The 24,561-nt window shown below is 40.5% G+C and carries 18 protein-coding genes and 1 other RNA gene; 1 reads left to right on the top strand and 18 read right to left on the bottom strand.

Annotation, left to right across the window (positions count from 1 at the left end; all coding sequences use genetic code 11):
* Positions 1-35: 35 nt before the first annotated feature.
* The 10 genes from JSQ81_RS07190 to JSQ81_RS07235 all read right to left on the bottom strand — a co-directional run bounded on the left by JSQ81_RS07190 (position 36) and on the right by JSQ81_RS07235 (position 15,657).
* Positions 36-4,535 carry an endonuclease gene (locus JSQ81_RS07190; RefSeq protein ID WP_212606991.1) on the bottom strand — a complete coding sequence of 1,500 codons (4,500 nt, stop codon included), beginning with the start codon at positions 4,533-4,535 and terminating at the stop codon, positions 36-38.
* A 79-nt stretch (positions 4,536-4,614) separates the two neighbouring features.
* Positions 4,615-6,645 carry a bifunctional metallophosphatase/5'-nucleotidase gene (locus JSQ81_RS07195; protein WP_249336664.1) on the bottom strand — a complete coding sequence of 677 codons (2,031 nt, stop codon included), beginning with the start codon at positions 6,643-6,645 and terminating at the stop codon, positions 4,615-4,617.
* Between the two features lie 338 nt (positions 6,646-6,983).
* On the bottom strand, positions 6,984-8,849 hold the full coding sequence (gene asnB / locus JSQ81_RS07200; protein WP_212606992.1) for an asparagine synthase (glutamine-hydrolyzing): 1,866 nt from the start codon (positions 8,847-8,849) through the stop codon (positions 6,984-6,986).
* A gap of 493 nt (positions 8,850-9,342) precedes the next feature.
* Positions 9,343-9,669 carry a four-helix bundle copper-binding protein gene (locus tag JSQ81_RS07205; protein ID WP_212606993.1) on the bottom strand — a complete coding sequence of 109 codons (327 nt, stop codon included), beginning with the start codon at positions 9,667-9,669 and terminating at the stop codon, positions 9,343-9,345.
* Positions 9,670-9,794: 125 nt separating this feature from the next.
* Positions 9,795-10,286, bottom strand: coding sequence for a DUF2269 family protein (locus JSQ81_RS07210; RefSeq protein ID WP_249336665.1), 492 nt, complete (start codon positions 10,284-10,286; stop codon positions 9,795-9,797).
* Positions 10,283-10,510 carry a hypothetical protein gene (locus tag JSQ81_RS07215; protein WP_212606995.1) on the bottom strand — a complete coding sequence of 76 codons (228 nt, stop codon included), beginning with the start codon at positions 10,508-10,510 and terminating at the stop codon, positions 10,283-10,285. Before JSQ81_RS07215 ends, JSQ81_RS07210 begins: the two co-directional genes overlap by 4 nt.
* A gap of 85 nt (positions 10,511-10,595) precedes the next feature.
* Positions 10,596-10,799: an ATP-binding protein gene (locus tag JSQ81_RS07220; RefSeq protein ID WP_212607586.1), complete on the bottom strand. Its 204-nt coding sequence runs from the start codon at positions 10,797-10,799 to the stop codon at positions 10,596-10,598.
* A gap of 310 nt (positions 10,800-11,109) precedes the next feature.
* Positions 11,110-11,802, bottom strand: a complete 693-nt coding sequence (locus JSQ81_RS07225; protein ID WP_212606996.1) for a response regulator transcription factor — start codon at positions 11,800-11,802, stop codon at positions 11,110-11,112.
* Between the two features lie 434 nt (positions 11,803-12,236).
* The gene (locus JSQ81_RS07230; RefSeq protein WP_212606997.1) at positions 12,237-13,166 is read right to left on the bottom strand and encodes a DUF3089 domain-containing protein; all 930 of its coding nucleotides are present in this window, start codon (positions 13,164-13,166) and stop codon (positions 12,237-12,239) included.
* Between the two features lie 562 nt (positions 13,167-13,728).
* Positions 13,729-15,657 (bottom strand): cation:proton antiporter, encoded by a 1,929-nt coding sequence (locus JSQ81_RS07235; protein ID WP_249336666.1) that lies wholly within the window; start codon positions 15,655-15,657, stop codon positions 13,729-13,731.
* Positions 15,658-16,011: 354 nt separating this feature from the next.
* Between JSQ81_RS07235 and JSQ81_RS07240 the strand changes: the two genes are divergently transcribed.
* On the top strand, positions 16,012-16,335 hold the full coding sequence (locus tag JSQ81_RS07240) for a helix-turn-helix domain-containing protein (RefSeq protein WP_212606998.1): 324 nt from the start codon (positions 16,012-16,014) through the stop codon (positions 16,333-16,335).
* A 124-nt stretch (positions 16,336-16,459) separates the two neighbouring features.
* Here JSQ81_RS07240 and ssrA read toward each other — a convergent pair.
* The 8 genes from ssrA to tpiA all read right to left on the bottom strand — a co-directional run bounded on the left by ssrA (position 16,460) and on the right by tpiA (position 24,556).
* Positions 16,460-16,817: a transfer-messenger RNA gene (gene ssrA / locus JSQ81_RS07245) on the bottom strand.
* A gap of 78 nt (positions 16,818-16,895) precedes the next feature.
* Positions 16,896-17,363: an SsrA-binding protein SmpB gene (gene smpB, locus JSQ81_RS07250; protein WP_212606999.1), complete on the bottom strand. Its 468-nt coding sequence runs from the start codon at positions 17,361-17,363 to the stop codon at positions 16,896-16,898.
* A gap of 48 nt (positions 17,364-17,411) precedes the next feature.
* Positions 17,412-19,733, bottom strand: coding sequence for a ribonuclease R (gene rnr / locus JSQ81_RS07255; RefSeq protein ID WP_212607000.1), 2,322 nt, complete (start codon positions 19,731-19,733; stop codon positions 17,412-17,414).
* 47 nt (positions 19,734-19,780) lie between these two features.
* Positions 19,781-20,527 (bottom strand): alpha/beta hydrolase, encoded by a 747-nt coding sequence (locus JSQ81_RS07260; protein WP_212607001.1) that lies wholly within the window; start codon positions 20,525-20,527, stop codon positions 19,781-19,783.
* 83 nt (positions 20,528-20,610) lie between these two features.
* Positions 20,611-20,838 carry a preprotein translocase subunit SecG gene (secG, locus tag JSQ81_RS07265; RefSeq protein WP_172373012.1) on the bottom strand — a complete coding sequence of 76 codons (228 nt, stop codon included), beginning with the start codon at positions 20,836-20,838 and terminating at the stop codon, positions 20,611-20,613.
* Positions 20,839-20,969: 131 nt separating this feature from the next.
* The gene (gene eno, locus JSQ81_RS07270; RefSeq protein ID WP_212607002.1) at positions 20,970-22,265 is read right to left on the bottom strand and encodes a phosphopyruvate hydratase; all 1,296 of its coding nucleotides are present in this window, start codon (positions 22,263-22,265) and stop codon (positions 20,970-20,972) included.
* Positions 22,266-22,278: 13 nt separating this feature from the next.
* A complete protein-coding gene (gene gpmI, locus JSQ81_RS07275; RefSeq protein ID WP_212607003.1) occupies positions 22,279-23,802 on the bottom strand; it encodes a 2,3-bisphosphoglycerate-independent phosphoglycerate mutase in 1,524 nt (507 codons plus the stop codon).
* Positions 23,795-24,556, bottom strand: a complete 762-nt coding sequence (tpiA, locus tag JSQ81_RS07280; RefSeq protein WP_212607004.1) for a triose-phosphate isomerase — start codon at positions 24,554-24,556, stop codon at positions 23,795-23,797. The genes gpmI and tpiA overlap by 8 nt, the downstream gene beginning before the upstream one ends.
* Positions 24,557-24,561 lie beyond the last annotated feature (5 nt).

The following is a 24,561-nucleotide window of genomic DNA, read 5'->3' on the forward strand; positions in this document are numbered from 1 at the left end:
TACAGAAACTACGCTTTTCCTCAGAGTTTATTACCTTAAGCTCCCTCATCCCAAATATCATTTGCCCATTCTGGATAATCGATAAATGGATTGCGATTGCCTTGGATTTCCTCGATTTTTTCGTTTCGATTCATTTCCCATTCACTGACAGGGTCCTGTTCATGCCATTCGAGTAAAATAGATAGCTTTCCGTGATATGGATTGGTGCCATTGTTGACTCGATCATTTAGCTCTAAGTCAACCTTGTCGCCCGCTTCATAGCGGACAGCCATGTAAAACAGCATTCTTGCAACATCGCCTTTGACATCATTAGGCGGCTCCCAAGAATCACCGTCACGCTTGCATTCCGCACAATTTTTTACGTTGGCAGTTCCCCCGTTGTCAAAATCAAGATTTCCTCTTGAGCTATTAACTTGGACATCGGTCGGGCGGAGGTGGTGAATATCGGTGCCCGGCCCTTTACTTGTCCCAAAATCTCCATGCGATTTTGCCCAAGTATGCTCACGATTCCAGTCGCCGATATTGCCGCCATTGCGATCTTTTGAACGTGTGTCTCCTGAATAAAGGAGAATGACATTACTTGGATTATTTGGGTCCTCATCCGTTATTTTCAAGGCATCCCATACTTCACTGTAGGATAGCTGATGATGATCATCAATAATCTCATGCAAGGCTCCTTTTAATACATCGCCCTTTTTACCAATTGCATCTGCATAATAATCATCTTCTGGAACTTCGGCTTCAGCTTCCTCAACCGTTACGCTAAATGTCTCAGTAATACTCTCTGTTCCATCTGTTGCTGTAACCGCAACAATGTGGCTGCCTACTTCAAGTTGAAGAGTAAGTTTTGTAGTCTCCTGATTAACTTTTCCTTTTGTTGATGAAAATGTTAGCACATCTCCATCCGGATCGGAAAAGTAATCTGATAGCGTTAATTCAATATTTTCCCCTTCAATCACCTTTTGATTTTCAAAAGACTTCGTCATTACTGGCGCTTGATTTTCCGGTGTACTTTCAGTAATTATAATTTTGTCTGGATCAGCGCCTTTCTTATATTTAATGTCTTTAATATTTTCTACGCCTCTTAGTTCAGCGACATTTTTACCTTCAATTGTTACTTTCGATATTTCTGTCCCTTTGAAATCAAATATTGCCCCGGCTTTTTCAGGATTGATTGTTATGTCTGTTTTCTTGAACCCATCACCATGGAATTCGGCATATTCGCCGGTAACGGTAATTCCTTTTTTAATTTTCGAATTTGCATCAAGCTTAACAGAGACGCTCGGATCGTGAAGAATCAGTTCATGTGCTTCGATGTTTGTGAAATCGTATATTTTTCCTGGGATAATTGGCGCCGGTTCTTCCGGATTCTCTGGTTCCTCGCCATTTAAGCCCACTTTCACCATCACTGGGTCATGATCACTTGCACGTCCAGCCATATCGGTAAAATCTGCATTAATATGAAGAATATCAATTTCCGTCTCTTCCACTATATTGTTCGACACCAAAATATGGTCGAGCACTTGGGAATTTCCTTGGAAAAGATATGTGTAACGATCTTGTTCATCGACTTTATTAATCATGTTTGTCATATGGTCGCCTTCATGGATTCTCAGTGCTTCGGTGAACTGAAAATCATTGAAATCACCAACAGAAACAATATTCCCATTCGGATTTTTCGTTTTAATATCTGCTATAAAATCAGACACAACCGTTGCGATTTGCTTACGTTGTACTTCACTACTATAAACAGGCGGTTGTGTAGAACCGAATAATGGTGTATCGCCAGATTTCGAATTCCAGTGATTGGCGATGACAATCACACTTTCACCTTGGAAATCAAACTGTGCTGCTAATGGTTTACGGCTATTATTAAATGCTGCATTATTTGGGTCAATTCGACCTGGATTATGCGTTAATTTCCCGTTTTCATAGCTAACTGCCGTTGTTGCATCACCTGCGGGCATACCTTCCGTCAAGCTGACACGGTCTGGATTGTATAGGAAACCAACACGGATATTCGCATTTGGTGCTCCGCCATCCGCATTATTTACCGGATCAATATTGGCATATTCATACCTTACGCCGCCAGCATCAACAATTGCTTGAATCAGTCGATCATAGCTTTCATTCGCCTTAGAATCTCCGGCATCTTGTCCATTATTATCTTGAACTTCAGTCACGCCGATGATATCTGGATTTTGCATGTCCGACGCAAATGCGCGTGCTAATTTTCTTGCTTTATCGTCTGACGTTGACTTGGTGTTATTCGAAAAGTTCTCCAAATTATAAGAAGCAATCGTTAGCTTATCCTCTTCTTTGACAATTGTCGTTGTTTCTGGGGTTGCCTCGCCTTTGACGAATTTAGTTTGCATATCTTCTAAATCAGCATAAATTTTATAGTTTTGGAAGCCATAATTCACAACGCCTGTGATTGGGCCTTCAAAAGTGTCCCCTGTGGCTACTTCAAAATCTCTTGCTTGGTTATTATCATGTAACTTGAACTGGATTCGGTCAGGGTTTGCCGTTTCCTCTGTTAATTTAACACCGCCGTGAAGCGTATTGGTTTCCCTAGATTCAAGCACGGTTATTAAATCACCATGTTCTTGTGGAGCGACAGCCTTTACTGTGCCAACTTCGACAAGCATACCCTCTAAGCTTTCCCAAAAATCGATCGCATCTTCTTCTGGATCAAATTGTTCAAAGCTATCATTGTCAATCACTTCAGACGGGAGGTTATCCTCATCAATCAAGATTGGTGCTGGGAGTGCGACATTACTTTTCACCGTTTCAACGACTCCACCACGATCATCTCTTGCATTAATTTGTGTAACAGATAAATCGGTATCTTGTTTTGTATCGTAGTATCCGTCGATATGAAACTCATCAACAGTACCAGATACGCTGACTAGGTCACCTATATTTACATTAGCGACTTGGTTTCCTGTATAAACGACCAGCCCTTCAGACGTTTTTTCATTGTCATCCGCTAGATGATCCGGTGTTTGGAAGTGAAAATAGTTTCCGCCGCCGATTTTATACGTATACGTCACAACACCTTGAATGTCGTTAACAAATGTACCTTTTAGTGGAGATTCATGCGATTCCCCTTGAATATGATGAATTTGCATACCTGCTTCCTGGTCGAAAACAGTGTAAGTAAATTCGGTAATATTACTAGCCTTCAGACCATCTTTTACTGCAATTGCTTTGATGACCATATCTTGATCAACGACAATTGGTTCTCTGTATTCCTGACTAGATGGCGATGGTTCATCACCATTCGTCGTAAAATAAATCGTTGCACCGCTAGTACCTGTAGAAAGTGTTACTTCTGTTCCCGATGGAATCAAACCCGACGCCGGTGTTGCTGTTACAGCATGGACAGCTGATGCATCAGCAACGATATCCGCTTGGTTTCTCGGAATTATTTGAAATGCACCATTAAATTCCTGAACAATTCCTGTGATAGAATCATAGGTTGTACCGGAAGAAAGGTCGAGTGTAGCCGTTTCATCTCGTACTAGAAATTCAGTTCCGTCCGTTGCTGTATAATTCGCCCAGCCATTTCCCTCTTGAATCGCAATAAGCGTTACCCCGTTCACGGTTACTAGCTTCGATTCATTTTCTTCATTAAGCTGTGCCCCTGTTAAAATGGTAGCTTTTGGCACGCCTACTGGGTTTCCATCTCCCTCAAGCGTCACATCTGTTAATTGTAACAGGCCGTTGTGTGCTGCTAACGTTCCTGTGACAATAATTTCATCGCCTAGCTGCACGTTAAGTGAGCTTGGATAGATTGCGAGTGCTGCCGTTTCGTCCTGAAAATGAATTGTGTTTTTCAATTTAGCCGTGACAATTCCTTTTACTTTTACCACGCCAGCTGCCTGTGCACGTGCATCCGCAATCGTGATGATTTCTTCGGGGTTGCCTGGTTCCTCAACGCCGTCCATCTTGTGTGTTCCTAGATTGGAAGCATCGTTAATTGGGAATGCAGTCCATTCAACTGCTGGATCAAATGCATCATCAATAACCTTATCCCCTGTTGTGATATTGCTTTTCCTTACTAAGGTGACATCCTTTAAATTTTCAACCCTAGTGCCAACTTGTCCAATCGAATCAATCAATTGGTCGGACTTTTTAAGAACTAACGCGTCATCGCCATTAAAATTAATAACGCTCGAGTTTCCTAGATTCCCTTTGCTTTTTATTTCATCATTTGCTTGATTATGATAGATGACATAAGTCGCGCCATCATCAAGTGAGCTTTCTAGTGCTAATTTTGCGGTAGTAGAAGTTGCGCCATTTGCATAAAGTTCCAATGTATAGTTGCTCAAGTCGATTGCCTGACCTGTGCCATTGTAAATCTCGATTGCTTTGTTAAAGCTACTTCCTTCGATATATTCAGAAATAATTAAATCGCTCGGTATTGTCGTCTCTGCGCTCACTGCCGCCGGTAATGCCGGTAGTAGTAAATTCATTACTAGCGCAATGGCAAGTATGGGACTCAGCCTTTTTTTCCAGTTTCTATTCTGCATGAAGACCAGCTCTCCTTTTTTTGGGGGGTTTTTCCGGATAATATAATAGGACAGGCTCATGCCTGTCCCATTATCCGCCTTATTCAGCCACGTCGATAATTCGACCTTCAACTAATGGAATAATACTTCCTAAACTACTTAGATGTTCGGCAAAGTTTTCCCAATCACTAAGACCTAAATCCGTTACTCGGCCTGCTTCATATGCTCTCGCAAAAACTGTGTAACCGTCTCCGCCTTTAGCGGTAAATGCATTTGTCGCTATGGTATAAGACTCATTATCACTAATTTCTGTGTAGGTACCATCTACATTTTTATAGGCTATAGAAACAACACGCTCACCAACGGGTTTTCCAGAATCGAATGTCACTTTTGCACCTGAAACATGTAAGAAACCGCCATTTTCGCGTGGGTACTCTCGGAAACTAATTTCAAACGCTTCTTTTAATTCTGCTCCAGTCAGGTCCATCGTTGCTAACGTATTGCCAAATGGAAGGACTGTAATTACTTCTCCAACTGTAATCGGACCAGACTCAATTGCAGCCCGGATTCCGCCGCCATTTTGCAATGCCATGATTACATTAGGATTATACGTTTTTGCTTTTGCCAGCATACCGTCCGTGATCAAGTTACCCAATGCTGTTTCATTTTTACGTACGCTTGGTAATGTATTATCACCACTCGAACGCGGATTTTCCAATTTACTTTCTGCTGTTGCGCCAATTTCTGTTTGTGCAACTTCTTCTACTCTATCTGAATATGGTTTTAACATTTCGGCTGCTTCCGGATCTGCAACTTTTCCACTAACAGGGATTAATTCACCCTTGAAATCAATGATGACCCCCTTATCAAACTCAACATCTACTGTTCCTAAAAACTCATTATATTGATAGGCTTGGACAATGAGCGTTGGGTCTTTCGATGCGCCAGTTTCATCTTGGTCAACGACAACAGGTTCATTTAATTGTGTATGGCTATGTCCGCCAACAATCACATCAATTCCATCAACTGTTGCAGCTAACATCAAATCATTATCAACTGCCGGATTATCATCGTAACCAATATGTGTCAAAGCAATAATTTTGTCGACACCTTGATTTTCAAATGCGGCTACTGCTCTTTCAGCCTCGTCAATGTAGTCGCTAAAAGTTATTGCCCCAGGACTTGAAATATCGACTGTCTCAGGGGTTGTCAGTCCAAATATACCAACTTTTTCCCCATTAATTTCCTTAATGATTCCATTATAGATTTTGCCTTTTTCTGGTTCACTTGAAATTAAATCACTGAATAAGCCCGTGAATTTATCATCTTTTGAAAAATCAACATTAGAGCTAACAAACGGGAATTGGGCTGCTTCAACAAAGTCTGCTAATGCTTGATGTCCCGCTTGAGTTGAACCTAAATCAAATTCATGATTACCAAATGTCATCGCATCATATCCCATTAAGTTCATAAACTGTAAGTCTGCCATTCCCTGAAATTCGTTGAAATACAATGTTCCCGACATAACATCGCCTGCATCAAGAAGAAGTGCATTTGGTTTTTCTGCCCGTACTTCCTTCACTGCTGTTACACGTTTTGCTACATTATTTAAATTTCCATGTGTATCATTCGTATGCATAATAGATAGATCAAACGGAAACTTGATCGCATCTGGGTTCGCACCCTTTACATAATCAATTTGTTGAACGTTGCCAGCGCCTCTAATTTCAGAAACTTTATTTCCTTCTATAATCACTTGAGACATTTCAATCCCATTAAAATCAACAATCGTACCTGCTTTTTTGGGTTTAATTGTAACGGAAGTATCTGTGAATCCATCCCCATAAAACGTTGCATAACTGCCCGTGAATACAACACCATTCTTTATTGTTGACGTTGAATCGAGTGTAATCGAAACACTTGATTCGTGTATCATCAATTTTCCAGTTTTATAGTTCGTAAGATTATACACTTTATCAAATTCTGTTTCTGCTGATGCTTGTACATTCATTACTTCAGATGAAGTCGTCGTAGCTCCGACTGTGGACGGCATTCCTGTTAATAATAAACTAACCCCTAAACTTGCTGACAATAATAGATTTGAACTTTTTCTCCATTTACTTGTACGCATTCAGTTAGCACTCCCTTTTTGTTTTTGCTAGAACTATTAATCACAGATTAACAGATTGTGGTAATATCCCCTCCTTTAAATTAGTTTTGACTTCATATTCTAGTTGTTGTTCAATCAAGTTAAGTATAAATACCGACTAATACGATGTCAATTAGTATTTTTATAATTATTAGAATAATCGTAATGCATCAGGTTTTTGAAGTAGATATCGACGGATGGAAGGGAATTTTGTTCGAAGCATTAGTGGCAGAAAGGATTAACGCTTTTCAATACAATAAAAAACGATCCCAAGATGAAATCGTTTTTGTTATTCTGCGAAGGCGAGGCGCCGTAAAATGTCAAATAGACAAAGCAACTGCAAGTTTACTGTCATCCCTCACAGTTTCTTCTATAAAATACTTCTTATGCCATATTAAAAACATATATATTGCCCATATTTTTCGTCCGTTTTTCACTTTACCTTGATAATGATTTGATAACAAATTCATAATAGACTGTTTGTCGAAGAACCGTGCTGCCTCTGCACTTTCAAAACTGGCCTTGATTTTTAAATAGTATTTTTCCTCCCTGATCCAATGGTGAATCGGAACTGGAAACCCAATCTTTTTTCTATTTGCATATTCTTCCGGTAGTGCTCTCTTTGCCGCTAATCGTAAAGCATATTTCGTATCAATATTATTTACACGATATTTTGATGGCACTTTTTCAGCAACTTTCATGACTTCCTGGTCTAAAAACGGTGAACGTATCTCAAGTGAATGCGCCATATTCATCTTATCCGCTTTCAATAAAATATCATCTACCAACCACAGGTGCATGTCTAAGTACTGCATTTTTGTAATGTCGTCTTCATTTTCTACTTTCTTATAGATAGGTTTCACAATATCTTGTACAGTAGGCCCATGTTTAAATCCATTCGTTAGCAAGTTGTCCACTTCTTTTTCTTCAAACACTTTCGCACGGCCAATAAACCACTCTTCCGGTGAAAGTCCGCATTTTATTAAAAAATTCTTTCCTCTGACTTCGGGTAAACTTTTCGCGAAAATACCGAACGACTTGCGAACTGAAACAGGGATTTTTTTATAATTTTTCATCATTTTTGTCATATCATATTCATCATATCCACCAAATAATTCATCGGCGCCTTCTCCAGTTAGCACAACTGACACTTCGCGGCTTGCAAGTTCCGCTAAAAAATACATTGGTATGATAGAGGGATTTGAGTGCGGTTCATCCATCATATATAATATCTCTTCCAATTGATCAAAGCATCGCGTTGGGTCTAAAATTTTACGAACATTTTCAATGCCCAATTCATCTGATAACTTTTTGGCACTATCTATTTCCGAAAAATTCTCTTTACTAAAACCTACTGTAAATGTTTTTTCCGGTTTTAAAACGGTTGTTACGTAACTGGAATCCACACCGCTCGATAAAAATGCACCTAATTTTACATCGCCCTTTTGATGTACGCTGATAGACTCTCTCAGCGCGTCATCAATTTCACCCACAATTTCTTCCAATGGTTGATCTGTTGGATTAAAGCTTGGAGACCAGTAGCGTTCGGTAGAAATTTGTCCGTTATCATTTGTTAAATAATGCGCTGCTTTTAATTTAAAAACACCTTTAAAAAATGTTTCGTTTAATACCGGAAACTGAAATATTAAATAAGGTTTTAAGGCTTTTTCGTTAAGTTCTTTAACGAAATCTGGATGCGGCAGAAAGCTTTTAATCTCAGAACCAAAGAAAAATATGTCATTCATGTGTGCATAATAAAAGGGTTTAACGCCAAACCTATCGCGGGCACCAAATGTTTTTTTGTTTTTTCGATCCCATATAACGAATGCGAACACACCGCGCAGTTTTTCAGGCAACTTTTCAGCATACTCTATGTAGCCATGAATGAGTAGTTCACTAATCTTGTCCGTTTCAAATACATAACCTTTAGATATAAGTTCTCCTCTTAACTCATCACTATTATAAATTTGTCCATCATAAGCCACGACAAATGAATCTTTTGCGTTGAAATGCGGCTGACGCTCTTCTTCGTCAAGATTTCTTAATGATAGAAAGCCCAGTGCTGCTTCATTCTCTATAAAAACCCCCGACGAATTCGGTCCGCGATGACGAATCTTATCCATCATTTCATCCAAAACAAGTGCAACATTTCTAGTTTCCCCGATAAACCCTGTAAATCCATTCACTTTATACAGCTCCAATCTATTTTGTATGGATAAATTGTCTAGTCAAATCGAACATGACAGATTGTTGATGAATAACTTAGAGGGGTGTATTGAAGTTAAACGCTTAAACTTTTCGCAAGGAGCTTAGTGCAAAGTCGCGAGAAACGTTTTGATTCCATTTTGGGTCATTTTACTGAAGTCTGTTCCTTGTCGTCTGTCTTTATATTGGATGGCTACCCGCATTATTTCATATGTCACATATTCTTCCTAGAACGACTAAAAGTTTTTGCTCCTACTATATATACCCTTCAGATGGACAAAAAGTTTTCAGGAATAAATAGTTCTATTATTCTATTTTCTACTTCAACATAGAAAAAACCTTCTTAATTCATGTCTGAAATAAAATGTCTTATATTCAGTAAAATATTTCGGTATGAAAAAAGTGATATTGAACAAGAAACCAACTCCTGTTCAATATCACTTTTTTTATTTTCCATTGATATATAGCCCTGTTTTAAGCCGCCACTTCACGGCATGCCTCAGCACACTTCCGGCAAGCTTCAGCACAGCGTTGGCAATGATCGTGATCATGTTTAGCGCACTCCTCCGCGCATCGTTCACAAACTTCTGCACAAAGTTCTAAAATCTGCTTTGTAAAAGGGCTATTGCGCGTCATTGCTTGCGCTGCAAACGCGCATATATCCGCGCATTCACGGTCCAAACGGATACAATCAGCCATCATCTTCAAATCGTCCTCTTTCAGACACGCATCAAAACAGACATTGCATGCTTCCAAACATTCCAAACATGCTTTCAGGCACTCTTCGTATTTTGTATTCATGGACTCACCTCCTGCTAGTTTAGCAATCAGTGGTATTTTTCCCTTAACAGAGATTTTAAAACTAAAAAGGGGAAACTCCTTACCCATTTACAAAAAGCTATATTAAATTTCTTACCTGCTTAACGTCAACCCCGTTCCTTACGCTGCCCGAACGGAGTCATGCCTCGAGGCTTGTACACCGATAGTATTATGATTACGAATAACACGAGTAGACCAACCCCAGCATGTAGGAGTTCGCTCCATAAGACATCGAACTCGGCACTCCCCGTTTCTTTCGCTACATTTGCTTGGAAACTCACTGTCTGCATATTTAATAGCAAGACGGTGGTGGCTAAAACGGTGAGCAGTAGCTTGAAAAGGACCCAATAATGCTTTAATAAGCCCCACTTGGTACCTAATGACATAACTAGCCCAGTTAGTAGCGAGAGAATAGCCAACGGGACGATGGCGTACCAGCCGATTAACTCCATCGCAATCCAAGCAGCATGCACCGCTTTGGCATCCCCTTCGGTGAGAGTGGCGACGACAAGAACCAGGAATCCAACGACCGCGCCGAACCACCCAACCGAGGAAGTGATATGCGCGGTGAGCGCGAACTTGCGTAGGCCGGGTTTCATGACCAAGGCTGCTCCACTCCTTGTTCTACACTATTAGAAGACGGCAGATGACGACCTGGCCCGTGTTCACCACCGCTGATAATCATAATTGCAATAACAAGAAGTACTAGGATAATCACGACAATCCCAGACACCTTCACCCACCGTGGTGTACTCGTGGTAGATTTACGGTCCGACATATACGTATCCTCCTTTGTTGTATGACTTGATAATGACTTTTTCATTTAGGTTTCCCCCTATTTATTCATGGCCTCTAAGTACAGAATTAATATAGCAATGTTCTATGAACGGATGATGAACATCAAATTACTAGAACTCATGTTTATTCGATTTGTCCTGGGCTAATGGTAGCGTAAAAGTAAAGGTTGTACCTCTTCCTACTTCACTTTCCACTTGAATGTCGGTTTGATGAAGTTCTAATATGTGCTTAACAATGGACAAGCCGAGTCCTGTGCCTACCTTTTTAGTTCGGGCTCTATCGGCTTTATAAAATCGTTCCCAAATAGATTGAATGTCCTCCTGTTTGAGACTTTTTGCTCAAATTGTCCCCTAGCGATATGGAGGGCAATCCGATTCATTTCTCGGAGGGGGGCGGTAATCCTTTTAGAAAGATAGTATGTAAATAAACCTGTAATGGTAATAGATATAATTGATGCCAATACAAACAAATACTTCATTTGGTGAAAGTCTTCTGATTTCAGATGCATGTTAGTTAGATTGTTCTGAAGTAAAAAATACGAGACTATAGCAAGAACGAAATGCGACAAAATTAATATGACGATATACGTGATAAACAGCTTCAAAAATATACTTTTTATGCGAATCAATGCTTGTCCACCTCAAATTTATATCCAACGCCTCTTATCGTTTTCACCCTCCAATAAGAGTTGGAATTACCCAATTTTTCTCGAATCCTTTTAATATGCACATCAACCGTTCTAGGATTGCCCTCAAAATCCAAGCCCCATATCTTTTCCAGTAGCTGCTGACGTGTGAATACTTGATTTGGATGTGAGGAGAGAAAATATAGCAGCTCCATTTCCTTGGGCGGCAACACGATCTCCTGTTTTTCATAGGTCACCTTGTATTGTTGAAGATCAATCTTTAACATGGGAAGTTCAATGATTTCATTTGCATCTAACATCGGATTGGTCCGCCGGAGCACCGCTTTTATCCGTGCCATCAGTTCATTCGGATCAAAAGGTTTCACCAAGTAATCATCCGCTCCTAGATCGAAACCTTTAAGTTTGTCGTAGCTTTCGCCTTTCGCGGTCAACATGATAGTGGGTGTTTGATCAAATTTCCTTATTTCCTTGCAAACTTCCCAATCGTCCATTTCAGGCAACATAATATCTAAAATGACAAGATCAGGAGGATTTTCATAAAACATTTCTAATCCCATCATTCCATCATTTGCTATGCCAACTTTATACCCGCTTTTTTCAGCGTATAAAATAATCAATTCACAAATGTAAGGATCATCTTCAATGACAAGAACTTTAACTTGTTTGTTCATTCATCGGCCTCCCTAAATCATTTACATCTATAGTAGCATTTTTTTATGAACGGATAGTGAACACCATAAGAGACCGTCAACTTCGGCCTACCAATTATCGTCATAACTTTGTCTTACTTTCTCCATAGATGAAAATACCATATTGTGTTCATTACATCCGGCCATTGATGACCGGACTCGGTGTGAATATTTATGCCATTAGACCAAGCTAAGATCCATCGAAAATAGAAACAAGATTAACTACTTAGCTCATATGCAACAAAAAAACGACCTCATCCCAAGATTAACGGGTTTACTTTTGGGGTACAAAACATCAATTCACAGTTCAAAAAGCAACAATAATCGCTAATTTTTCACAGGGTAATTCACATTCAAATTCACAAGAAAAGAGCTTGAGTTATTTCAAGCTCTTTTTAGTTATCCAATATTTACTTTTAAGTCTTATGAATGAATTCAACGGCTTCTTTTAATAAATCAGTAAAATCAGTAGGGAAGAAGTGACCCAATCCCTCTTTGACCATCAATTTGCATTGAAATTCGTTTTCTTCTAAAATTTTTACTAATTCAACGGTTTTTTTGTAAAAAGGGTCTTTATCTCCCGTGATAATGCAACCCTTAATTTTATTTCCATTTCCCACTAATAAACTTTCTAAAGAAGTCACATCCTGAATTGCAGGAATAACTGCTATAAATCCTTTTGTTCCAAGAATATTTCCATTTAAACTTAGTTCAATCGCTAATTTACCGCCTTGCGATGCACCAGCAATAATATTCTGTTTTGTATTAAATTTTTCTTTGAAATCCCTGAATGATACCGTAAGTTCTTCAACTGCAATATTTTGATTGTCCCAGCAATAAGCGTTGTATCCGAAGACCTGAGATGATTGCGGAAATGCAAAAAGAAAATCGTCTAACAAACTGTTGTCAAACCAATAAGGAGCGAAATCTTTCACATTAGAACCCCGCCAATGCAAAGAAAATAATCCTGTATTTGATTTATCATTTCCGTAAGTAAACAGTTGGGGTTTAGATATATGTTTCTGATTTTCCAAAATTTCCTGGCACTCATTTACTATTATTTTAAATTCTTCGATGTTTTGGAGGTTATTTAAATCTTGGTCACGAGTTAATGTCAAAGGATTCCACCATATTCCTTTTTGCAAACCCTCTTTAAGAGCTGCGATGGCGTTTTCTTGGTTTCCTTGAACAGAATAAACACAAGCCCTCCAAAAAATTGTTTTATCTAGTCTTTCGGGAAATTCATCCTGTGCTTTTTCAATCAGTGAATGAACTTCATCGTATTTACCTAGTTCAAATAAGCCAAAAAGTTCTTTTTGAAGTTCAACAAACTTGGTTTCCGACACGATATTCACGCTCCTCTAGTTTCCCCGATAAACCCTGTAAATCCATTCACTTTATACAGCTCCAATCTCTTTTGTATGTATAAATTGTCTATTCAAATCGAACATGGCTGATTGTTCATGAATACTTAAAGGAATGAAATATGTTATACCTGTTCCTTGTCGCTTGTCCGTATAATGATATACCCTTGACATTAGCGAAAAGTTTTCTGAATTACTAGAAAAAACCAAAAAAGTAAGCGGGTGCACTTACCACAACAATACTACTACTCTTCAATTTTGTCGACATGAATTTTAATTCTAAAGTAGTGAATCTATCACATCATAAGGTAGGTGATTTTTTCACAATGATTCGAACCCCGCAAAACAAGATTGACCCATCTACAACAAAAAACGACCTCATCCTAAGATGAAGTCGTTTTTGCACTTTGTTTATTAACATTTAAACATCTTATGTTAAAGTTCCGGATACCTTGCTTCAGCTCCCAGTGATACCTCACTAGCACAGCCTTCCCCTTGTCATTAGTCCCCGGAATCACTTTTAAAAAACAATTCTTTCGGGATTTCATTCACGTGAGCCGCGAATATCTGTTTCTTTCATTTCTGTTGGATAGAACACGATGAAGTTGCCGCGATTCAAAGTAGCGAGTTTCTTCGGTAAAGCTTCTAATTCAGGGTTCCATGCCACAGTACCTCTTCTGGCACTTAATAAAATAACAAGATCAGTTGATTTAATATCGGTCAAATTATTTTCATAAAGAGAATCCCAGCTTTCCTTTGAATGGAACCCGATTTTAATATTAGGGCGTACCCGTCCGGAAACTTTTTCATATATGTCTAAGTCATCGCGGAGGACAAGTCCTTTAATTGTTGTACTTAGCTGGGAAGAGATATCCTTAATAATGGCGATAGCATCTTCAAACCCCGGTTTATATACAACATTATTTGGCAAAATCAGAATGATTCGCTCCATTGTATTCAGCGGTTGCCTGATATTCGTGATGAGCGAGCGCTGATACGTATGTTCAAGGAAGTTATCAATGACTTTCCCGTAAGTCTTTGTGTCTCCTTCAATGACACCATCCCAGCCTGCGATGATTGTCGTGATCCGTTCTTCCGTAGAAGCACGTTCAATCCCCCAACCAACATTTTGATCCACTCGTGTGAGCAGCTTAACAGGAACTTCTGCCCCTGACGCATACATAATAGCATGCTCGAGCATTCTTTCCGCCTGTGTCACTTCATCGCCTGCTTGTTTTAAATCCTTTTGAACAACTGTTAGTGGATATAGCGGTTCATCTGTCTTAAGCGCCTTTTTTAAAACAAACCCGAAGTCCATAAGTGATTCCATTGTATTAGGATTCGCAAGTGGGATTAAGATACGTTCATGAAGAGTTTCATCTTGCCCACCCTTTTCTTGTAAAATTGCCAGTTTTCCGGCATATTTTTCAGAAAAGTATGGCCCCATAATACAAGTCACCAAGATAATCACAATCACAGCGTTCACGATTTGCTGGTCAATCAAACCGAGTCGAAACCCGACAAGTGTTGCTGCTAATGTTGCTGCCGCTTGTGAAATAGATAGTCCAAAAATCAGCCTGCTTTCCACTTTGGAATAACCGTATACTTTACCTGTAATCCAGGTCGCAATCATTTTACCGATAATCCCTATGATTAGAATTAATGCTGTTACCATTAACGCGTCGGGACTAGATATAAGAACACGAAGATCCATCAACATACCAACAGATAATAAGAAAAACGGAATAAACAATGCATTCCCTGTAAATCTGATTCTATTCATTAATGGACCATGGTCGTAAATGTACCTATTCAGGGCCAGACCCGCCAGGAATGCACCGATAATTGGTTCCAATCCTACAAACAATGATATTGCCCCGGCTACGAATAGAACTGCCATCACAAAGTTGAATTCTAAAGCTCCTTCATTTTTTGAGTGCTTAAAAAACCACTTCGTCAAGTAAGGTGTGATAATTAGAATGCCGGCTGCAAAAAGTGCTGTTGAAATAATCAAATACATCCAGAACCCGAATGTTAAATTTCCTTGAGATGCCCCTGTTACTACAGCCAAGACAAGCATTGCCAGGCTATCCGTTAATAAAGTACCGCCAATTGCTGTCGTTACTGCTTTATTTTTTGTAACCCCGCGACGGCTCACAGCAGGAAAACCAAGCAACGTATGTGAAGATAGGATTGTACCGAATAAAATTGCCGGAAGTACACCGAGATCGAGCCATAATCCTACGATTATTCCAAGAATAAAAGGAAGCCCGAAGGAAAGTAATCCAAAGACAATACTGCGGTTCCGGTACTTTTTAAAACCGTCAAAGTCCAGCTCCAGTCCTGCTATAAACATAATAAACAATAAACCGACTGTTCCAAGCAGTTCAATTGTCGAATCGCGCGCTAATATTCCTAACCCATTTGGTCCGACGATAATTCCCGCTACAATTGGTCCGATAATGGCAGGCATCCTTAATTTTCCCATTAGTATAGGAAAGAACAAAAAAATTAACACAGCTTAACCGAATATGAGAACTGGCCCTTGCAATGGGAATTGCATCATCATTCCAACCTCACTTTCTTTTAGCACTTACTTTAATTCGTATGTTGGATAGTTTTTTATGAATCAATAATGTACTATATTTGAATTAAAAGTTCTAGTCTTATAAAGTATTTGAAATCACTTGATAATTTAAACAAAAGATAACAGCTATATTGGTTGGAAACTTTACACGTTTTTCTCGCCATCCAAGAATTTAATTCACCACGCTGTCCACTTTACATCAAATCCAGCCTACATAAGGTGTAAAGGGAGGGAATTTTGATGACAAATTACTTAGCACAATATGCGTATTTCACAAATGAATTTGACTTAGACAAGGCACTTTCTTGTCACAAGGAAGACCATTGGCGGGCGATGAACCATTCAGACCGTGATGTATTGAACGTTATTTACCACTATTCCGTTGAATTCGGAGTAGCTCATTTAAAACATGATACGATTGCTGCAGCAATTGGAAAATCTAACGTTACAGTTCGCCGAGCAATTCGGAAACTGGTGAAGCTTGGCATCATCGATCGTGTTCATTACATTCGGCCATTGATGAACGGACTCGGAGGGAATATTTATGCGATTAGACCAAGCTAAGATTCATCGAAACTAGAAACGCCCCCAGGAAGACAAGATTAGCTAATTAGCCCATATGCCACAAAAAAACGACCTCATCCTAAGATGAAGTCGTTTTTGCTTTTAATTATTACCATTCAAAAATGAATGGAGACGGCGGGAGTCGAACCCGCGTCCAGAGGCTCATATACTCGAGCGTCTACGCGTATAGTTTGCCAATTAGGTTTCGCGCATCATTTTGCCGGCAAACTAGGCGGCCTGTGCGCTATCCTGCGAATCTCTTACGTCTGCCTCAGGAGGCAACAGCCGTCGTATCCCACTTAAGTTGAGCCTTACAATGCCACATGGGCGATGGAACTGCAAGGCAGATTCAACAGCTTATGCTGCGAATGCTAGGTTGTTGTTTGTTTTGCCTGTTATTATAAATGCCGTTTCTGACGGAGCCGAGCCCTCCGACGCGCAACTCAAGCTCAGACCACCCCTGTCGAATCCGTAACGTCCCCGAAAGGATGTCAGGATAACCGGTTAAGGTTTCTGAACTACTAATACAATACATAGTATAGCTTATTTTCTAGCAAAAGTCAATATTGCTGGCTCTCTTTCAGCGCACGAGCGACGTCCCGCTTCGCTTCTTTCTGCTTAAGGTCTTCTCGTCTGTCGTAATGTTTCTTACCTTTACCAACGCCTACCAGGACCTTCGCGAACCCATTTTTCAAGTGAATCTGTATAGGAACGATTGTATAACCTTGTTGCCCTGTTTTTCCGATCAACTGGTTGATTTGCCTTCTATGAAGGAGAAGCTTTCGAGTTCGTACGGGATCATGATTAAACCGATTTCCTTGATCGTAAGGACTAATATGCATATTCACGATCCAAGCTTCATTATTACGAATTTGAACGAATGCTTCTCTCAACTGGACTTTTCCGGCGCGAATCGATTTGATTTCTGTTCCTTGCAAGACGATACCCGCTTCATGGGTATCTTCAATTGCATAATCGAAATTCGCCCTTCTATTTCTGGCTAGAATATTGCCTTTCCCTTTAGCCATCGATTCTTCCCCCTTTATGTGCCGGGGACAGCAATCGTCACTCCGGCATCATTTTCTTTTTCTAGGTTTTCTTTTTGTTTTTTTAGCGACGCCTTCATAATACTTTTTCTTGTTATTCGTCGCTTGGGGCTTTCTTTTCCCTTTAGGTGTATCCGATTGTTTGCCTGAACCCTGTTGTTTCTTCGCATGGATTACTTTCGGCGATTCTCTACGAGTGCGGTGGAATGTCTGCTTCATCCCGACAAGTTCAAAATCGATTGCCGATTCTTCTGGTTTCACAGCCACAACTCTGACTGTCACTTCAGCGCCGATTCTGAATTGCTTTCCTGTGTGCTCGCCGATCATCATCATTTGTCTATCGTCAAATCGATAATAATCATCCGTCATATATGAAACATGGACGAGCCCTTCAATCGTATTCTCCAGTTCGACAAATAAACCGAAATTCGTAACGGATGACACGACACCTTCAAACTCTTCGCCAATTTTATCAAGCATAAATTGAGCTTGTTTCAAGGATTCAGTGTCTCGTTCAGCATCTACCGCCCGGCGCTCCCGTTCAGATGTATGTTCGGCAATTTCAGTCAACACTGCATTCCAATGTTCGATTGTCTTTGCAGAGACATCCTTTTCGATTAAATACGTTCGGATTAAACGATGAACGATTAAATCCGGGTAACGACGTATTGGTGCCGTAAAATGCGTGTAGAAATCAGTTGATAACCCGAAATGCCCTAAACTTTCCTCGAAGTATTTCGCTTGTTGCATCGAGCGTAATAACATCGTCGAGATAACTGTCTCTTCCGGCATGCCTTGAATCGATTCAACAATTTCCTGCAGTGCGCGTGGATGGACATCATTGCCCGTTCCTTTGACAACTACTCCGAAATTCGTTAAGAACTCAAAGAACTTTTGTAATTTCTCAGCTTTAGGATTTTCATGTATTCGATAAATAAACGGAACTTGAAGCCAGTGGAAATGCTCTGCAATCGTTTCATTCGCCGCAAGCATAAACTCTTCAATAAGTTTTTCCGACACTGTGCGCTCGACGATGACGACGTCTGTCGGCCATCCTTCTTCATCTACAAGGATTTTTGATTCCCTAAAATCAAAATCAATGGCCCCGCGGTCGATTCGTTTCGTTTTTAAGATTTTCGCAAGATCTGCCATGTCATTCAACATAGGAACGATATGTGCATACTTCTCAACTAATTCCTCATCTTTTTCTTCGATGATTTTATAAACATCCGAGTACGTCATTCTTTCTTTCGAATTAATAACACTTTCAAATATTTCATGTTCAACCACTTTACCGTTTCGATCGATTTTCATGACACATGATAAAGTCAGACGATCGACACCTGGATTTAATGAACAAATCCCATTGGAAAGTTTATGCGGCAACATCGGGATCACACGGTCCGTTAAATAGACGCTTGTCCCGCGTTCATAAGCCTCTTCATCCATTGGCGAGTTTTCCGTTACGTAATAGCTGACATCGGAAATATGAACGGATAAAGTGTACGTGCCATCTTCATTTTTAACGACTGCAATCGCGTCATCTAGATCTTTTGCATCCGCGCCGTCAATTGTAATCGCCATATCTTCACGCAAATCGCGACGTTTAAACAAGTCTTCTTCTTCGACTGTATCGGAGATTTTATTGGCATGATTTAATACATCTTCTGGAAAGTCAATCGCGATTCCATGTTTATAAATAATCGATAAAATATCCACGCCCGGATCGTTTCGGTGCCCGAGTATTTGTGTGATCATGCCTGTCGCGGACTTCGAATCGTCCGGCCATTCCGTTATTTCAGCGATTACTTTATGGCCCTCAACTGCATCAAGCGAACTCCCTTTGGGAATAAATAAATCCATCGGCAATTTTTTATCGTCCGGAACGACAAATCCAAAGCCTTTATTATCTTGGTAGGTTCCTACGACCTTCGTTGTTTTACGTTCAGCAATTCGTGTGATTGTTCCTTCACGTCGGTCACCGGAACTGTCACCTGAAACGCGGACCAAAACGATATCCCCATTCATCGCGCCATTTACTTCATGAGGCGGTATGAAAATATCATCCATTCCATCAGCGTCTGGAGCAACAAAACCAAAGCCTTTTGCATGCCCGATAAATTTTCCGCGTACATGATTCATTCTTTCAGGGACGCCGTATCGATTCGTTCTCGAGCGAATTAAATGGCCGCTTTGTTCAAGCTGGACGAGCATTTTCACTAATTCTTTAAATTCAGCCGCTTGTTCAAACCCCAGTAGTTCCTGTATTTCTTGTACAGTAAGCGGTTTGTACGTTTCTTCTTTCATGAGAGACAATATTCTTTGCCTGAGTTCTTGTTCATAATTATCCATTTTGCATCCCTCCTTTTTCTATAGAGCATGACCATTTTTAATCATTTTCACACGTTCCAATCCAGAGATTCAAGGAATTCATAGATGTCTTCATGAAGTTGTTCTTTTTCTGGACCGAGTGTAATGACATGTCCTGATTTTTCGTACCACTTGATCTGTTTTTCGACCGATTCCGTCTGTTCATAAATATAAGTGGCAGAGTCGGGATTAATAACCGTATCAAGCGTTCCTTGCGTTACAAATAGTGGCGAATAAATTTGCTCGACGTTTTCGCTCACTTTATAAATGAGTTCCCGTAAATCAGGTAATGACGGCATTGTTTTTTCGCGTAACGCAGCAACTTCACGTTCAATTACGTCTGGATCTTTGCCTTCGTACTTCTTATATTCCTCGGCATATTCCAGGACGCCTTGAAACATGATATCCGTTGTGCGCATGGTCATCGGCGCACACATAGTTACAATACCCTTTAATGGTTTGTTATACCCTAATTTAAGTGAAAATACGCCTCCAAGTGACAATCCTGCGACAGCGATTTCAGTGTATCCAGCCTCGATTAGTTTATTATACCCCGCGAGCGCATCTTCCCACCACTGCTGTGGACCCGTTTTTATTAATTCTTCAGGCGGAACTCCGTGACCTCTATAATGCGGCGCCAGTGATGTATAGCCTTTTTTCTCGAGAAATCTTCCAAGCATCCGAACGTCTGCAGATGTTCCTGTAAAGCCATGCAGTAACAGAACTGCTCGTTTTCCTTGTTCAAAAAAGAATGGTTTTGGTTGTGCAATTCTCATTTTTCTACCTCCAAAAAAAATGCCTGACCATTCTGAAGTGGAATGTCAGGCGATGATGTTTATTAAAATAACTTGATTTTTAGTTAAAATTTAACCACTAAAATAGCCAGTACGAAAAACAAAACTGCTAGCACTATAGTTACACGTTGTAGGACTAAGTCGAGTCCACGAGCTTTTTGTTTTCCGAATAGTTGTTCAGCCCCACCTGAGATGGCTCCTGAAAGACCTGCACTTGATCCGGATTGTAATAATACGACTACAATTAAAGCTAATGCTACGATTAAAAGCAGCGTCATCAGCAAAGCATGCATTTTGTTTCCACCTCCTGAATAGAACTTCACAATAAGTACTATTTTACCAAATAGAAACAATTGTTACAACCTTTATTTTTGATTAGTCATACAATATTGCTAAAAAAACTCACTTCGTTGAGTTTTTTCGATTATTTTTTCAAGTTATAAAACGTTTTGACACCGTAATATTCTGCTGTTTCGTCAAGTTGATCTTCGATGCGAAGCAATTGGTTATATTTCGCAACACGGTCGGTACGTGACGGAGCACCTGTCTTAATTTGTCCCGCATTTGTTGCTACTGCCAAGTCTGCAATTGTCGTGTCTTCTGTTTCACCTGAACGGTGGGAAATCACTGCAGTATAGCCTGCGCGTTTAGCCATTTCGATTGCATCGAATGTTTCTGTTAATGTACCGATTTGGTTCACTTTAATCAGAATCGAGTTACTGTTGCCTTCTTTGATACCACGTGCTAACTTCTCTGTGTTTGTAACGAATAGATCGTCTCCGACAAGTTGTACGCGGTCGCCGATACGTTCAGTTAGAAGTTTGAAACCATCCCAGTCGTCTTCGTCAAATCCATCTTCGATTGAGACAATTGGGTATTTCCCAACAAGCTCTTCATACCAATCAACCATTTCAGCAGACGTTCTTACGACGCCTTCGCCTTTGAGGACGTATGTGCCGTCTTCTTTGTTATAAAACTCAGAAGCTGCGACATCCATTGCAAGTAGAACTTCTTCTCCTGCTTTATAGCCTGCTTTTTCAATTGCTGTAATAATCGTGTCGATTGCTTCTTCACTTGATGCCAAGTTCGGAGCGAATCCACCTTCGTCTCCAACAGATGTATTAAGTCCTTTTTCTTGTAGAACTGAACGTAGACTGTGGAAAATTTCTGTTCCAACACGAACTGCTTCACGGAAAGTTTTTGCACCTACAGGCATGATCATGAATTCTTGGATATCAACGTTATTATCTGCGTGCTCCCCGCCGTTTAAAATGTTCATCATTGGAACAGGAAGTTGTTTCGCATTCACGCCGCCAAGATACTGGTATAACGGCATATCAAGGTAATCTGCCGCCGCATGTGCCGCCGCCATTGAAACGCCTAGAATTGCGTTTGCGCCTAATCGGCCTTTGTTCGGCGTACCGTCAAGTTCGATTAACGCTTTGTCGATTGTTGCTTGGTGGAGAACTGAATAATTTTCTTCAAGTTCATCAGCGATTTCTTCATTCACATGTTCAACTGCTTTTAAAACACCTTTGCCGAGGTAGCGGCTTGCGTCGCCGTCACGTAGTTCAACAGCTTCATATTCACCTGTTGATGCACCTGAAGGAACGATAGCGCGTCCAAAAGCGCCGCTTGCTGTTAAAACTTCAACTTCGACTGTAGGATTTCCTCTTGAATCAAGAACTTCTCTCGCTTGAATGTGTGTGATTAATGGCATAATAATCTCCCCTTTAAAATAATGGTTTTCCGGTCATTTTTTCCGGTTGTTTCAAATCCAATAATTTAAGCATTGTTGGCGCGAGGTCAGCAAGTATGCCGCCTTCACGCAAATCGATTCCTTGCTTAGTGATAATCACAGGCACGGGATTCGTTGTGTGCGCAGTCATCGGTGTGCCTTCTTCGGTAAAGACTTCATCCGCATTACCGTGATCCGCCGTAACAATTGCATGACCGCCTTTTGCCTCGAGCGCATCAATGATTCTTCCCAAACATTCATCGACGGTTTCAATTGCTTTGATTGTAGGCTCAAGCATTCCGCTATGTCCAACCATATCCGGATTGGCAAAGTTTAGAATGATGGCATCAAATCGATCCGCTTCGATTGCGGCGATTAATGAATCTGTTACTTCATACGCGCTCATCTCTGGTTGCAAATCATAAGTGGCAACTTTCGGTGATGCGATTAACATACGTTCTTCACCAACAAACTGGTCTTCTTTACCGCCGCTCATGAAAAAGGTGACATGCGGATACTTTTCAGTTTCCGCGATACGCAATTGGGTTAACCCATTGTTTGAAATCACTTCGCCTAGTGTATCCACTAGATTATCGTTTCCAAACACGACATCCGCAACTACTTCATCGCTATAATGCGTAAATGATACAAATTTCACATTCGTAAACGTCTTTCCAGTTACAAACTCATCAAAATGAGGATCTGTGAAGGCACGAACTAATTGAATCGCGCGGTCCGGTCTGAAATTGAATGAGATGACCGCATCACCGTCTTCAATCGTCGCAACCGGCTTACCCAGTTCCTCAATAATAAACGGTTCGACAAACTCATCATGGATATCATTTTCATAAGAAGCAAGCACGCCTGCTGATGGCGTTGCCGCTGTTTTTGCAATTCCGTCTACAAGGGTGCGATACGTTTTTTCAACTCGTTCCCAGCGCTTGTCGCGGTCCATCGCATAATAGCGTCCAGTGATCGATGCAAATTTCCCGACACCGATTTCTTCCATTTTCACTTCGGTTTGCTCAATATAGTCTAGGGCTGATTGAGGATTTACATCCCGTCCATCAAGAAAACCATGCACATAAACATCCGTCACCCCATTCAATTTCGCAAGTTGAAGCAAGGCAAATAAATGTTCATAATGGCTATGTACGCCGCCGTCAGATAATAAACCCATGATATGGAGCTTGGAATTGTTTGCTTTCACATGTTCAATTGCGCGCAATAACGCTGGTTCTTTGAAAAATTCACCTTCGTGAATCGATTTATTGATGCGCGTTAAATTCTGATAAACGATGCGGCCTGCGCCGATGTTCAAATGGCCTACTTCCGAGTTCCCCATTTGACCATCAGGCAACCCAACCGCTTCACCGCTAGCCGTTAGTGTCGTATGCGGGTGTTCGTTCCATAGTTTATCGAAATTCGGTTTACGGGCTTGTGAAACCGCATTACCGTAACTTTCTTCACGAAGCCCGAACCCGTCTAAAATAATTAGTGCTACGGGACTTTTACTCATTAGCGCCCGCCTCGATCAATTTTATGAACGATTCAGGTTCTAAGCTTGCACCGCCAACAAGTGCTCCGTCAATATGTTCTTTTGATAGGAGTTCTTCTATATTATTAGGGTTAACGCTGCCGCCGTATTGGATTCGAACTGCATCGGAAACTTCTTCGCTGTATAGTTCCTCGACCGTTTTGCGAATCGCTTCGCACACTTCATTCGCATCATCGGCAGTTGCCGTTTTTCCAGTGCCGATTGCCCAAATTGGTTCGTAGGCAATTACCGCTTTTTTAGCGTTATTTCCGTCAACAGCTTTGAACGCTTCTTTTACTTGGTGAGAAACCTTTTCGACAGTTGTGTTGCTTTCACGTTCATCAAGCGTTTCCCCGACACATACAATCGGAGTTAGATCGTATTCAAAAGCGGCATGCACTTTTTCGTTTACGGATTGATCAGTTTCATTATAATATTCACGACGTTCCGAGTGGCCAAGAATCACATAGTTAACTCCGACACTTTTCAACATCGCTGGGCTTACTTCACCGGTAAATGCACCTTCTTTTTCAGAATGCATCGTTTGTGCACCGATGTTAAGCGCAGAACCTTCAGTAAGATCAACAAGTTTCGTCAGATATAGTGACGGGGTACAAACAATTGCCTCAACACGATCTGAAACAGGTAATTTAGCTTTCACTTCTTCTGCAAATTGCTCTGCTTCTTCAGCTGTTTTATACATTTTCCAGTTTCCTGCAATAATACGTTTTCGCAAAATAT

It is taken from the genome of Sporosarcina sp. Marseille-Q4063 (assembly GCF_018309085.1).
Classification (GTDB): Bacteria; Bacillota; Bacilli; order Bacillales_A; family Planococcaceae; genus Sporosarcina.